Source organism: Candidatus Palauibacter sp., assembly GCF_965261555.1.
Lineage (GTDB): Bacteria > Gemmatimonadota > Gemmatimonadetes > Palauibacterales > Palauibacteraceae > Palauibacter.
The window spans coordinates 3,229,241-3,242,429 of record NZ_OZ253465.1; the positions used below are offsets into that span (position 1 = coordinate 3,229,241).

12 protein-coding genes are annotated in these 13,189 nt (G+C 68.0%); 6 read left to right on the top strand and 6 right to left on the bottom strand.

From position 1 onward, the window contains the following. Positions 1-28: 28 nt before the first annotated feature. Together ACQY5G_RS14065 and ACQY5G_RS14070 are read right to left on the bottom strand one after the other, a co-directional pair. Positions 29-1,264, bottom strand: coding sequence for a CaiB/BaiF CoA transferase family protein (locus ACQY5G_RS14065; protein WP_428274981.1), 1,236 nt, complete (start codon positions 1,262-1,264; stop codon positions 29-31). Between the two features lie 57 nt (positions 1,265-1,321). After that, complete coding sequence (locus ACQY5G_RS14070) at positions 1,322-3,370, bottom strand: S9 family peptidase (protein WP_428274982.1); 2,049 nt, start codon at positions 3,368-3,370, stop codon at positions 1,322-1,324. A gap of 137 nt (positions 3,371-3,507) precedes the next feature. Between ACQY5G_RS14070 and ACQY5G_RS14075 the strand changes: the two genes are divergently transcribed. The 6 genes from ACQY5G_RS14075 (at position 3,508) to ACQY5G_RS14100 (ending at position 9,662) form a co-directional block, all read left to right on the top strand. Next, the gene (locus ACQY5G_RS14075; protein WP_428274984.1) at positions 3,508-5,262 is read left to right on the top strand and encodes an N-acyl-D-amino-acid deacylase family protein; all 1,755 of its coding nucleotides are present in this window, start codon (positions 3,508-3,510) and stop codon (positions 5,260-5,262) included. Positions 5,263-5,314: 52 nt separating this feature from the next. Then, entirely contained in the window at positions 5,315-5,614 is a 300-nt protein-coding gene (locus tag ACQY5G_RS14080; RefSeq protein WP_428274986.1) for a type II toxin-antitoxin system Phd/YefM family antitoxin, read from the top strand. 23 nt (positions 5,615-5,637) lie between these two features. Continuing rightward, complete coding sequence (locus ACQY5G_RS14085; protein ID WP_428274988.1) at positions 5,638-6,030, top strand: type II toxin-antitoxin system VapC family toxin; 393 nt, start codon at positions 5,638-5,640, stop codon at positions 6,028-6,030. 93 nt (positions 6,031-6,123) lie between these two features. Then, positions 6,124-8,253, top strand: coding sequence for a PQQ-dependent dehydrogenase, methanol/ethanol family (locus ACQY5G_RS14090; protein WP_428274990.1), 2,130 nt, complete (start codon positions 6,124-6,126; stop codon positions 8,251-8,253). 40 nt (positions 8,254-8,293) lie between these two features. Beyond that, positions 8,294-8,740, top strand: coding sequence for a RidA family protein (locus tag ACQY5G_RS14095; protein WP_428274992.1), 447 nt, complete (start codon positions 8,294-8,296; stop codon positions 8,738-8,740). A 121-nt stretch (positions 8,741-8,861) separates the two neighbouring features. Further along, positions 8,862-9,662, top strand: a complete 801-nt coding sequence (locus ACQY5G_RS14100; protein ID WP_428274994.1) for a Kdo hydroxylase family protein — start codon at positions 8,862-8,864, stop codon at positions 9,660-9,662. 9 nt (positions 9,663-9,671) lie between these two features. Here ACQY5G_RS14100 and ACQY5G_RS14105 read toward each other — a convergent pair whose 3' ends face one another. Genes ACQY5G_RS14105 through ACQY5G_RS14120 form a run of 4 tightly spaced genes read right to left on the bottom strand, consistent with a single transcriptional unit; the run spans position 9,672 to position 13,185 of the window. Further along, positions 9,672-9,986, bottom strand: a complete 315-nt coding sequence (locus tag ACQY5G_RS14105; protein ID WP_428274996.1) for a hypothetical protein — start codon at positions 9,984-9,986, stop codon at positions 9,672-9,674. 37 nt (positions 9,987-10,023) lie between these two features. After that, positions 10,024-11,871 (bottom strand): gamma-glutamyltransferase, encoded by a 1,848-nt coding sequence (gene ggt / locus ACQY5G_RS14110; protein WP_428274998.1) that lies wholly within the window; start codon positions 11,869-11,871, stop codon positions 10,024-10,026. After that, complete coding sequence (locus ACQY5G_RS14115) at positions 11,872-12,510, bottom strand: thymidine kinase (protein WP_420616965.1); 639 nt, start codon at positions 12,508-12,510, stop codon at positions 11,872-11,874. Positions 12,511-12,513: 3 nt separating this feature from the next. Next, complete coding sequence (locus ACQY5G_RS14120) at positions 12,514-13,185, bottom strand: hypothetical protein (protein ID WP_428275003.1); 672 nt, start codon at positions 13,183-13,185, stop codon at positions 12,514-12,516. Positions 13,186-13,189: the final 4 nt, after the last annotated feature.

The following is a 13,189-nucleotide window of genomic DNA, read 5'->3' on the forward strand; positions in this document are numbered from 1 at the left end:
GTTCCCGCGGGAATGTTCCCAATTCGTACTACTCGTGTCCCTGATTCGTGCCGATCACGGACACCGCAGCCAAACGCGAGACTTCCGCTTCGGAGAGTTCGAGCACGTCGGTCAGGACCTGTCGGGTGTCGCGGCCCAGGGTCGGGGCCGGGTTCAGTGGGACGTCGGGGGCATCGGAGGTGAGGAGCGGAGTGCGGACGAACTGGAGTTCCCCGAGTCCGTCGTAGTCCACCGTGACACGCACCCCGCGCGCCTCGAGTTGGGGACACTCGAGCAGATCCTCGGAGGTCTGCACGGGACCGGCGGGGACGCCCACCTCCTGGAGACGCCGGACGGCCTCGTCGCGGGTCAGTTCGGCGAATACGGGCCGGACGACCTCATCGAGGAGCGCGCGGTGTTCGGTGCGCAGGTCCGGAGAGGCCAGGCGCGGATCCTCCAGCAGGTCGGGGCGTTCCAGCATGCGGCAGAAGCGGCGCCACATGATGTCATCGGGGATCGTGAAGGCCACGTATCCGTCGCTCACCGGCATCGGCCCGCGCGGATAGAAGCCGGGCGGATCGCCTCGCCTCGGCCGAGCCCCGGTGTTGGCCGCGAGCGAGACCATGCGCTCGTTCAGCGACAGCACGCCGTCGTACATGGCGGAGTCCACGAACTGGCCCTTCCCCGTCGCCGTGCGCCGGTAGAGCGCCATCGTCACGCCGTGCGCCGCGGCGAGCCCGGCGTAGAGATCCGGCATCCCGTAAATCGAGGGCGACGGCGGCTTGTCGGCGAAGCCGATCATGTGCATGACGCCCCCCATCGCCTCCGCCACCACGTCGAACGAGGGCCAGTCCCCGTACGGCCCCTCCCGCCCCGGCAGCCGTCCGAAGCCCGACACCGCCGCGTAGATCAGTCCAGGGTTCAGTTCCGAGAGCGCCTCGTAGCCTAGACCCATCCGGTCGACGGACCCCGGCCGCAGGTTCTCGACCACGACATCGGACTTCACCACCAGCGACCGGTAGAGGTCGCGTCCCTCGTCGCTCTTGAGGTTGAGCGCGAGCGATTTCTTGTTCCGGTTGTAGGCCATGAACCCGACGCCCATGCGGATGCCGTTCCGCTCGACGAACGGAGGGATGGACCGGCGCGGATCCCCCGCGCCCGGGCGCTCGATCTTGATGACCTCGGCCCCCGCGTCCGCGAGCAGCAGCGAGCAGTAGGGGGCGGACATGTATTGCTCGAGCGCGACCACGCGCACGCCCGCCAGCGGCCGACCGGAGTCGGTCATGGGTGGATCTCCCGGGTTCGAGGGGTCAAGTCTGGGTCCGGCGAGCGGCCCGAGGGGTCAGCTCGTCGTCGGCATCATGCGGTACTTGTCGAACCACGCCACGATGTTCGCGATCTTGGCCATGAGCTGGCTCGGGCGGCGGCTCATGTCGTGCGAGGCCCCCGGCAGCCGGATCACCGCCGTGTCGATCCCGCGCAGCTTCAGCGCGTGGAACATCTGGTACGACTCCGAGAGCGGCGTCCGCAGATCCTCCTCCCCCGTGATGATCATCGTGGGCGTCGTCACGTTCCCCACCAGGGAAATCGGGGAGAATTCCCAGTACGCGTCCGGGTTCTCCCACGGGAGCCCCTCGTAGCGGCTGTGGTAGTAGCCGTACCAGTTGTCCGCGGTGAGCGTCTTGCTGATCCAGTTGACGACGGGTTTCTGGGACACCGCAGCGCGGAAGCGGTCCGTCTTGCCGACGATCCAGGCCGTCATGATGCCGCCGGCGCTCCCTCCGGTGACGAAGAGGTTGTCCTCGTCGATGTACCCATGCTCGATCACGGCATCGACCCCGGAGATGAGATCGTCGTAATCCTGCCCCGGATAGTTGTGATAGAGGAGGTCCGCGAACTCCTCGCCGTAGCTCGTGCTACCGCGGGGGTTCGCGTAGAGGACGACGTAGCCGGCCGCGGCGAGAAGCTGCATCTCCGCCGAGAAGCGGTCCCCGTAGTTCGAGACGGGTCCGCCATGAATTTCGAGGATGAGGGGATAGCGCCGGTCCGGATCGAAATCGGGCGGCTTCACGATCCACCCCTGGACCGGACGGCCGTCGAAGGACGAGTCCCACCAGATCTCCTCGACCTCGCCCAGTTGACGGTTCGCGAGCAGATCCTCGTTGAGCGACGTGATGCGGCGCACATCTCCACCTCTCGAGCCTACGGCGACCTCGCCCGGGGATTCGGGACGCGTCTGGTTGAGCGCGAAACTTCCGTCGTTGGCCACGCTGAAGGAGCCGCCGCCGTAGGGACGCCCGTAGGACGTGCCTCCCAGGTCCTCCGCCAGCACCTCGAGATCGCCGGCAAGCGTGGCGAAGCCGACCTTCGAGTTCCCCTCGTCGTCGTACTGGAAGTAGATCCCGCTCCCGTCGGAAGCCCACACCGGGTTCGATACGCTGCGGTCGAGGTCGCCCGTGAGGACGCGCTGCCCGCTCCCATCCAGGTTCATCACCTGCAGCTGGCTCACCTGGTAGGTGCGGGTGCGGTCCTCGTAGCCGACGAACGCGATCTGCCGTCCGTCGGGAGAGACGGCCGGACTCCGGTCGGGCCCGGGGCGGTCCGTGAGGGGGCGCACGTCGCCGGTCGCGACCGAGACGATGTAGAGTTCGGAGTTTCGGTAATCGTGGATCCAGTCCACGTTCCGGTTCGACGAGAAGACGAGGTGCCGGCCGTCGGGGGTCCAGGCGGCGGGGCTCTGGTGCTGGAAATCGCCCGACGTGACCTGCGTCGGCGTCCCGCCCTCGACCGGAACGATGAAGATGTGATCGAAGCCGAAGTCGAGATAGCCGACGCCGTCCTGCCGGTTCTTGAAGCGGTCCTCCATGATGGGAGGATCGGCCCACTCCGCCCCGGCGGGCGGCTTCGGCGGCGGGGCGAGGCTCGGCGGCGGATAGGGAACGAGCTTGTTGAACGCGATATGGCGCCCGTCCGGCGACCAGCGGAGCCCGCGGGGCGATTCAAGGAGCTGCGTGAGCGTCGCGTCCTCACCCGTATCCATCCAGCGCACGTGGATCTGGCCGTCGTCCGTGTACGCGATGCGGCTTCCGTCCGGCGACCACCGCGGCGACCCGCCCACACCCACTCGCCGGTGATCGGACCCGTCGGCGTTCATGATCCACAACTCGGACTTCTTCGTGTCCCGCATGATGTCCATCGACGTGCGGACGTAGATGACCTGACTGCCGTCAGGAGAAATCCGGGGGTCCGCGGCGTATTCGAGTTCGAACACGTCCATCGGCTCGAACGGGCCCTGCGCGGCCAGCGAATCCGCGGACAGCGCGCCCCAAGCGGCGAACAGGGTCAGGACGAACTTCAGCAACTGCACGTTGAGACGACCTTCTTCACGCATCTCTCGACTCCCGGGATCGGACGGTGACAGGGTCCGAAACATATCTCCCCGATTCGACCTGTGGGCAACCGTTGCGTTATCGTTCGCCTTGTCGGGATCCGCCGCTAACGTTGCGCCATCCTCCCGGGGTGATTGACATGATCCGGTCTATCGCACGATGCGCCGCCCTTCTGGCCACGAGCGCCGTCTTCGCGTCGGGCGCCCTTCCCCTCCGGCTTTCCGGCCAGGACTACGACATACTCATCCGGAACGGGCGTGTGGTCGACGGCACGGGGAATCCGTGGTTCGCGGCGGACATCGCCATCGACGGCGACCGGATCGTCCGGATCGGAAGGCTCGATGGCGCGACGGCGCGACGGGTCGTGGACGCGGCGGGGATGTACGTGTCGCCGGGCTTCATCGACCTGCACTCGCACGCCGACCGGGCCATGACCTCCGGGAACCTGGAGGCGCGGCGGGCGAAGAGCCTGAACAGCCAGGGCCTCACGACGGTCATCGGCGGGCCCGACGGCCGCAATCAGGCGTGGCCCATCAGCGCCGAGATCGCGGCGCTCCGGGAGATGGGACAGGCGATGAACTTCGTCCCCATGGTCGGTCACAGCACGGTGCGCGCCGTGGTGATGGGCGACGACTACGAGCGCCCGGCGACGGAGGAAGAGATCGCCCGCATGCAGGCGCTCGTGCGCGAGGGAATGGAGTCGGGCGCCTGGGGACTGGGAGCCGGCGTCGAGTACCGCCCCGCCCGCTTCAGCACGCCCGAGGAGATCTTTGCGCTGGCGGGGGCCGTGGCCCCCTACGACGGATTTTATGTCGCGCACCAGCGCAGCGAGGCGGCGATGCCGCTGTGGGAACTGCCGAGCGCGGTGAACGATTGGCCCGTGGACGGCAACCAGGGGCTGGCGGAGACCGTGAACGTCGCCCGCGAGACGGGGATCCGCGTCGTGGCGAGCCACCACAAGGCGCGGGGCCGCGCCAGCTTCGGCCGTTCCGGGCAGGACACGCTGATCGTGAACCGGGCGCGGGAGGAGGGGCTCGAAATCTACCTCGATGTCTACCCGTACGAGACGTTCGGCGGGGGCGCGCGACCCATGATCCCGCGCTGGAGCCTCGTGCACGACACCGTCGACACCAGCGGCGGCAGGGACAGCCCGGTCTACGGTGGCGAGGGGATCTTCAACGACGCCCGGGCGCACCTGGAACGCCGCTGGGCGGACCCTGAACTCCGGGCTCTCGTCGCCCGCGACATCGAGTGGATCGTCGACCACAACGGGGGTCCGGACCGCGTGGTCGTGGTGGGCTATCCCGATTCGACGTACGTCGGCCGGACGCTGGAGGAACTGGGCCGACGCATGGGCGCGACCTACCAGGAGGTCGTCGTGCACATGGCGCTGGAGGGATACCCCGACGTCCTCGGCGGAGCCTGGACGCGCGGCTACGGGATTCACGACGCGGACATCATCAACTACTACCGGCAGGACTACACGGCGACGGCCTCCGACGCGGCCGTGAGCGGCGTCAAGGGCGTGCCCCAGTTCGCCTCGCGGCCCGGTGCGCACCCCCGCCACTTCGGCGCCTTCACGCGCAAGATCGCCCGTTACGTGAAGGACCTGAAGGCGATCACGCTGCCCTTCGCGATCCGCTCGATGACGGGGCTCCCGGCACGGATCATCGGGTTGGAGGACCGCGGCTTCCTGCGGGAGGGCTACAAGGCGGACCTCGTCGTGTTCGACCTCGAGCGTCTCCGGGACCGGGCCACCGTGCTCGAGCCGGATCTCTTCAGCGAGGGAGTCGACTACGTGATGGTGAACGGCGTGTTCACGGTCGACGACGGCGAGTTCACCGACGAACTCCCCGGCGAGGTCATCCTCCGGCCCGGGAACTCAGCGAATTAGCTCGTGTCGCTCGACGCTTGATAGGCAACATCGATATGGCTAAAATAGCCACATGAAACGAGCCAGCGTCAGCGAAGCGAAGAACGCCCTCAGCGGACTGCTGGGCGACGTGCGTCGCGGGGAAGCCGTTTTGATCACGCATCGCGGGAAGCCCGTTGCGCGAATCGAACCCTGCCGCGATGACGACCTGGGTGCCGACCAGGGGGCCGCGGAACTCGTGCGCCGCGGAGTTGCGGCTCCTCCTCGCACCCCTCTCGATGTGGAACGTTTCCTGAAAGCTCCCCTCGTACGGCTCACCGCCGGAGCCAGCGCCGGTGATCTGATCGTGGCAGAGCGCCGAGACGACCGGTGAAATACTGGGATTCCTCTGCACTGGTGTCGCTTATCGTGGAGGAACCCCGCAGCACCGAGCGTCGCGCGACGATCCGGCGCGATCCAGCCATTGTGACGTGGTGGGGGAGTCGAGTGGAGTGCGCATCCGCCCTGAACCGCCTCCGGCGGGATCGCCGTTTCGAAGTCGGCGAACTCGATCGGGCTCTTGAGCAACTTCGGCGGCTGGCGGCGAGTTGGCTGGAGATCGAGCCTCTGGAGCAGGTACGCAACCGCGCGATCAGACTGCTTCGGCTTCACCCGCTGCGGGCGGTAGATGCGCTGCAGCTGGCGGCGGCGCTGACGGCCGCGGCCGAAGATCCGCAGCGGCTCGACCTCGTCAGCAGCGATGATCGGCTCTCCGCCGCAGCGCAGCGCGAGGGGTTCAGGGTTCTTTGAGCTGGCCGTGACCGGCGACATCGGACGGTGTAAGATCGTACACCATTAGGGTTGAGGCCCACTGCCACCCGCCCCCCGTGACCGGGAGAGACCATGCGCACGCGACTCCACGCCCTGCTGCTCCTCCTTCCGGCCGCCGCCTGCACCGCGGACGCGCCGCCGCCCGAACCGGCGAGCATCCAGAGCGCCGACGACGTGACCGACGCGGTGCTCGAAGCCGCGCAGCCGGACGGCAACTGGCTCACATACGGCGGGAACTACGCGGAAGACCGCTTCAGCACGCTCGAGGAGATCACGCGGGACAACGTCGACCAGCTTGGCCTCGCGTGGACGTACGACATCGAGCTTCGGGGCGGCGTGGAGGCCACGCCGCTCGTCGTGGGCGGCATCATGTACATCAGCTCCCCGTGGAGCGTCGTGCACGCCATCGACACGCGGACGGGCGAGCGCCTCTGGCGCCACGACCCGGGGGTCCCGCGCATCCGCGGCCGGCTGGCCTGCTGCGGTGTCGTGAACCGCGGGGTCGCGCTCTACGAGGGCAAGGTGATCGTGGGCACGATCGATGGCCGACTCATCGCCCTCGACGCCGAGAGCGGCGACGTCGTCTGGGAGGCGCTCACCATCGACCCGAACGAGGCCTACACGATCACGGGCGCGGTCCGCATCGTGCAGGGTCTCGCGATCATCGGAAACGGGGGAGCCGAGTACGGCGTCCGGGGTTACGTGTCGGCCTACGACGCGGACGACGGCGAACTCGTGTGGCGCACCTACACGGTGCCCGGCAACCCGGCCGACGGCTTCGAGTCCGAAGCGATGGAGATGGCGGCGGAGACGTGGAACGGCGAGTGGTGGGTCGCTGGAGGGGGCGGCACGGCGTGGGATTCGATCATCTACGATCCCGACCTCGATCTCGTCTACGTGGGGACCGGCAACGGTTCCCCCTGGTCCCGGCACCTGCGGAGCCCCGGCGGCGGCGACAACCTCTTCCTCGCCTCGATCCTCGCATTGCGTCCCCGAACCGGCGAATACGTGTGGCACTTCCAGACGACGCCGGGCGACCACTGGGACTACACGGCCGTCCAGCCGATGACGCTCGCGGACCTCGAGTTCGACGGCCGCATGCGGCGGGTCATCATGCAGGCGCCGAAGAACGGTTTCTTCTACGTCCTCGACGCGGAGACGGGCGAGTTCCTCTCCGGCCAGGAGTACATCGTGCAGAACTGGGCGGAGGGACTCGATCTCGAGACGGGTCGCCCGACGGATCGCCCGGAGGCCGTGCACGCCGAAGTGTGGACCCTCATTACGCCGGCCGCCCTCGGGGGCCACAACTGGCAGCCGCAGTCGTTCAACCCGGAGACGGGGCTGATGTACCTGCCGATCCAGGAGGGGTGGGTCGAGCGCAGCGAGCCGCCGGACTGGGTGTACACGGACCTCGAGATCGAGGATCACAGCTTCGGGCCCCGCGTGAACAATGTCGGCCACGAGAGCCGGTACGGAGCGCGGGACGACGCCGGCTTCCTCGTCGCCTGGGACCCGCAGGCGCAGGAGGCCCGGTGGACCGTCCCCCTCCTCGGATACTGGAACGGCGGCACGATGACGACGACGACCGGACTCGTGTTCCAGGGTGGTGGCGATGGCCGCTTCGTCGCCTACGACGCGGAGAACGGCGACCAGCTCTGGCAGGTCTCGACGGGCCTCGGCATCCTCGGCGGCCCCGTCACATATCTCGTCGACGGGCGCCAGCACGTGACCGTGGCCGCCGGCTGGGGCGGCTCGCGCGGCCGCAGCGGCGCGCCCTACGGCGAGGCCGCCAACTACGAGCAGCGGGGCCGCGTCTTCACTTTCGTGCTGGGCGGCACCGGGGAGATGCCGGAGCCCCGCCGGAAGCGGCCGGTCAGCGTGCCGGCCGTCGCCGCCGATCTGCCCGCGGACGAAGCCTCGCTCGCGAGCGGGGAGGAACTCTACCGGCAATACTGCCGGCACTGTCACGGGACAGGCGGCGGCTCGGAGGGTGCGATGCCGAACCTCCAGCGCGCGACGGACATCGTGCACCGGAACTTCGAGGACATCGTCCTCGGCGGGAGCCGGGAGCCGCAGGGGATGCCGTCCTACGAGGGCTTGATCGATGCCGAGCAGTTGCGGCTGATCCAGGCCTACATCGTTTCGCAGGCGCGGGAAACGCTCGCCGACGAGGAGGAAGAGGCGGAAGGCGGTGCGAACTGAGCGTCACAGTCGAACTACAGCCAACGAGAGGAACCAACCGATGAAGCGCTTCATCCTGATCTCACTTCTTGCCACCGGAGGTTTCGCGGCCATGGCTTCCGATCTTTCGGCCCAGCGTGAGTACATCAATCCGCGGCACGCGAGCGAAGAAGGCGTCCTGCCGTTCAGCGGCGCCGTCTGGGTCGGCGACCTGCTCTTCGTATCCGGGTCGCTCGGACTCGTCGATGGCCGTCCGCCGAACGACGCAGCGGAGGAGGCTCGGCTCGTCATGGAGGCGATCAAGAGCACGGTGGAGGAAGCGGGGATCACGATGGACGACCTCGTATCCGTGCAGGTGTTCTGCTCGAACGTCGATCTCTACGATGTCTTCAACGAGGTCTACCGGACCTACTTCACGGAGAACTTCCCCGCGCGCGCCTTCCTCGGCTCGGGACCGTTGCTCTTCGGAGCGCGGTTCGAGGTGCTGGCGATCGGCTCGCGCAACTGAGTCGGGGCGGCTGAGAAGGGGGCGGGATCTGGTCACGGAGGCGGGGCCCGTTCGAGGGCCCCGGCCCGATCTCGCCGACGCGCTCGAGCGGGGGGAGATCGTCTTCTTCCCTGTCTGTCCGGTGGAGCTCCCGCCTGACCAGGATCTCGAGCGGCTGCGCACCGAACTCCCGAACCAGTTGCGAGCGAAGAACGTCAGCTACCACCCCGAGAGCGGGCGTCTTCGCGGTGTAAAGGAGCAGGAAGGGCTGCGGGACGTCGTCCTCGGCACCCTCACCGCGCACGGCGCCAGGGTTCGCGCCTTCCTGCGGGAGTGCCTGCCCGCACTCACGGAGGGGTGGACGGTGGGGACGACGAGCTTCCGCCCGATCGAGGAACGCGGCCGCGGACTCTCCGCGCACGCGAGCAACGAGCTGATCCACTTCGACGCCGGCGCCTACGGGGCGACGGATGGAGACCGGATCCTCCGCTTCTTCGTCAACGTGAACCCGGACGAGGCGCGCGTGTGGAGTACGAAGGGGACGTTTCCCGACGTGTTCGCGCGCTACGGGGCCGAGGCGGGGGTGGCGGACGCCGGCTCGCTGGAGAGGGGCCCCGTGGACCGTCTCCGCGGACACCTGCTGCGGGGGATCGCGAAGGCGGGGCTGGGTGAGGCGGTGCTCGCGGACTCCAGTCCGTACGACCGTCTCATGCGACGCTTCCACAACTACATGAAGGACACGCCGTCCTTCCAGGAGCGGGACGAGACGTGGCGGGAGATCCGTTTCCCGCCCTTCTCCGCCTGGATGGTCCTCACCGACATGGTGAGCCACGCAAGCCTGTCAGGTCAGCACGCCCTCGTCGACACATTCATCCTCCGGCTCGCCGCCTGCCGCCGCCCGGAAATCGCCCCCTTCAACATCCTGCGGCAACCGGAGGACTGACGATGGGACTCAGTTGGTCTTCGGGGTTTTGCGACGACGCGTGAACCCCTCGAACAACCCCTCCTGGCGTGTGATGCGCCCAGCGAGTTCGCCCATTTCCCGCGCCATCCGCTCGCGAAGCTCGCCTATCTCACGCGCCACATGCTCGCGGAGTTCACCCATCTCCCGTGCCATCTGCTCACGCAGGGTTACAACCTCGCCGCGCAGATCGCTCACGTCCCGGGCGACCACGGTCAGGTCGCGGCGCATCGCCCGCTGCCCCGGCAACAGGGCAACCGCGAGCGCAATGCCCACCCCGATGATCGTCCACATCTCAGCCGTCATCCCACGCACCTCCGTTTCGTCTTGGAACCTAAACGCCTCACCAACCCACGGCGTAGGCGACGCGGCGGGGGTCCGCGCCGGCCATGAGTGTGCCGGTCGCGGCGTCGAGCGTGATGCCCTGGATGCTGCCGAATGCGTATCCGGGCGCGAGTTCCACGGTGTATCCCAACCCCTCCAGCGTCCCGACCACGGCGTCCGGCAGGCGATCCTCCAGGCGGAAACGGATCTCGGCTCCGGGCAGGTAGAAGTTCGGCTCCCCGCTCAGCGTGAAGCGGGGCGCCGCGATCGCCTCCTGGATGGGCATCCCGAAGTCGAGGAGGTTTACGAGGACCTGGAATTGGGTCTGGCCGATCGTCTCGCCTCCCGGCGTGCCCAGCGCCGCATGGAAGCGCCCGTCCCTCAACACGATGATGGGGGAGTTGTTGAGGATGGGAATCTGCCCGCCCCGGACGTAGTTCACGTGGTCGGGGTACGGCGAGGTCGAACCGACCCGGCTCCCGTTGTTGAAGGTCAGGCCGGTGTTCCCCACCACTACTCCCGTGCCGAAGGCCCCGCCGTGGGTGGGCGTGGCGGCGACGACGTTGCCGAACCGGTCGGCGATGGAAAAGCTGGTCGTGCTGCCTTCGTAAGACCGCTCGGCAAGATGCCCCCGTCGGCGCTCGGGCCCCGGTCGTGAGGCCCCCGGCGCACCCACCTGAAATTCGTCGACACGAACGGGATTCCCGGCCCCCGGGTACGCCATCACCCGGGACGGGTCGATGAGGGACCGCCGGGCCGCCGCGTAGTCCTTCGACAGCAGTTCGTCCAAGGGCACGTCGACCAGCGCGGGATCGGCCGCGTAGGCGTAGACATCGGCCTTCGCGACCTTGATCGCCTCCGACAGCAGGTGAATGGTCTCCGCGCTGCCCGCGCCGAGGGCCCGCAGGTCGAACCCTTCGACGAGGTTCAGCTGCATCGTGACCTCCAGCCCTCCGCGCGACGTCGGCGGGCTGGTGTACACGTCGTATCCCCGGTACGTGGTGTGGAGCGGCTCCGCCCAGATGGGCTCGTAGCGGGCGAAGTCCTCCATCGTGAAGTCGCCGCCGTTCTCCCGGTAGAAGCGGGCCATCTCCTCGGCGATGTCGCCCCGGTAGAAGCGGTTGAAGGCGGCCCGGAGCGCCTCCGACCGCGTCCCGCCGGCCGCCAGCGCCTCCTGTTCGGCCTCGACCACCTTCCGCAGCGTGTTCGCCAGGTCGGGCATCCGGAACGTTTCGCCGGGCTCGGGCACCCTGCCGCGAGGGAGGAACATCCGCCGGCTCGACGGGAAGCTCTCGAAGAGGTCCCGGTGAGACTCGATCGCCGCGACGACGGACGCCTCTATCGGATGACCGTTCTCCGCATAGTCGATGGCCGGGGCGAGCACCCGGGCGAGGCTCATGGTGCCGAAGCGGTCCAGAAGGGCGATCCATCCCCCGAACAAACCGGGGACGACGCCCGCGTGAATCCCCTTGTTCAGTTCGTCGGCCTCGAGGCTCGCAGGATCGACGGCGAGAGGAGCGGCGCCGGTGGCCCCCAGCGAGTACACGCGGTCGGAGACGCGGTCGTAGAGGGTCACGAACCCGTTCCCCGCCATCCCGGACATCTGTGGCCGCACGACGTTCAGCGTGGCCAGGGTCGCGACAGCGGCATCGGCGGCGTTCCCCCCGGCCATGAGCATGCGGAGACCCGCCATGGACGCCAGGGGATGGCCCGCCGTTACCAGCCCGTTCGGGCCCGGCACCGCGGGCCGGTGCGCCGGCCGGTCGGGATTCCGGTCCCCACCCGCCTGCCGAGCGGTGGCGTCCAGGGGCAACAGGAGGAGAGACGCAGCGAGAACCGTAACCATACTCCAAGTGGGTGCTCTCATTCAGATCCCCCTCCATTCTTCTGTGTCACGTCTCGGCAACAGTTCCCGCTGGGCCCGGTCTCGCTCCGGCACGTCGTGGCAACGGCGGCAGCGCGCCTCGTAGGACTCGGCGCCTCCCACCTGGATCGTCGGTCCCTCGGCGGGCGCCGGCTTCCCGTCGATGAGGCGCTGGTTCCTCGTCGCCGGATCGCCGCAGGCCACGCAGATCGCGTGCAGCTTGTCGATGCGCTCCGCGCGCGCCAGGAGCGGCCCCATGGGACCGAAGGGCTCGCCGCGAAAATCCATGTCGGTGCCGGCCACGATGACGCGCACCCCGGCATCCGCCAATGCATCGGCCACTTCGCAGATGCCGTCGTCCAGGAACTGGGCTTCGTCGATCGCGACCACCTGCGTCGACGGGCGGACCTTCCCGGCCACCTGCACGGAACTGGACACGGGCTCGGCATCGATCTGCCGGCCATCGTGGGACGAGATCCGGAACTCGCCGCCGTAGCGGTCGTCGAGGTGGGATTTGAAGAGTTGAACCCGCCGCCCGGCGATGAGAGCGCGCCGCACGCGCCGGATCAACTCCTCGGATTTCCCGCTGAACATGACGCCGGCGACGACCTCGATCCATCCGTGTCTCGCCCCGTGCAGCATCGATCAGAAACCCAGAATGCCGTAGTTGCCGTCCAGGATCAGGCGCACGGAGACGTACAGTCCGAACGCGGGGCACAGCACCCAGAAGGCGTTCGGGGCGCCGACGTAGACGAAGAACTCCCGCTTCGTGATGAGCGCCTGTCTCCCCGCGACGAAGAAGCTGACCCAGTAGAGCGACGACACGTACGTCCACTGCCAGAACAGCATGGCGGCGAGAATGCCGGCGACGACAGCCGGCAGGAGACCGACGGTGAAGGTCACATACAGGATCAGCGTCGGAACAGGGGTGAAGAAACCGTTGGCGATATCGACGATGAACCCGAAGGTGCGGCGATCCGAATACGACTCATCCACCATCGAGTACGTGGCCCAGGCCTCCGCCCAGACGGTCGGTGAGAAGATCCGTCTCAGCGGCACCCTCGTGGTCAGGAACTCGACCGCCGGGGTCCGGCCGGTCTCGCGCTGCCGTTCGCGCCAATACACGGCGCGCTTCTCGATGTAGTCCCGCCGGAGATGTAGACACGCCTCCCAGTAGCAGATGAGCAGGTTCGTCGAGAAGAACAGGCTGAACAGAACATGGATGGCGTTGAGATCCCCGTGGACGTAGTAGCGCGTACCGATCCCGAGCACGGTAAGGATCGCGATCACCACCGCCGAGAGCGCTCCGGCCGGCATTCTG

Coding starts and splice junctions, on each gene's coding strand:
- ACQY5G_RS14065 (WP_428274981.1), bottom strand. CDS start 1,264: ATGACCGACTCCGGTCGGCCGCTGGCGGGCGTGCGCGTGGTCGCGCTC.
- ACQY5G_RS14070 (WP_428274982.1), bottom strand. CDS start 3,370: ATGCGTGAAGAAGGTCGTCTCAACGTGCAGTTGCTGAAGTTCGTCCTG.
- ACQY5G_RS14075 (WP_428274984.1), top strand. CDS start 3,508: ATGATCCGGTCTATCGCACGATGCGCCGCCCTTCTGGCCACGAGCGCC.
- ACQY5G_RS14080 (WP_428274986.1), top strand. CDS start 5,315: ATGAAACGAGCCAGCGTCAGCGAAGCGAAGAACGCCCTCAGCGGACTG.
- ACQY5G_RS14090 (WP_428274990.1), top strand. CDS start 6,124: ATGCGCACGCGACTCCACGCCCTGCTGCTCCTCCTTCCGGCCGCCGCC.
- ACQY5G_RS14095 (WP_428274992.1), top strand. CDS start 8,294: ATGAAGCGCTTCATCCTGATCTCACTTCTTGCCACCGGAGGTTTCGCG.
- ACQY5G_RS14105 (WP_428274996.1), bottom strand. CDS start 9,986: ATGACGGCTGAGATGTGGACGATCATCGGGGTGGGCATTGCGCTCGCG.
- ggt (WP_428274998.1), bottom strand. CDS start 11,871: ATGAGAGCACCCACTTGGAGTATGGTTACGGTTCTCGCTGCGTCTCTC.
- ACQY5G_RS14115 (WP_420616965.1), bottom strand. CDS start 12,510: ATGCTGCACGGGGCGAGACACGGATGGATCGAGGTCGTCGCCGGCGTC.
- ACQY5G_RS14120 (WP_428275003.1), bottom strand. CDS start 13,185: ATGCCGGCCGGAGCGCTCTCGGCGGTGGTGATCGCGATCCTTACCGTG.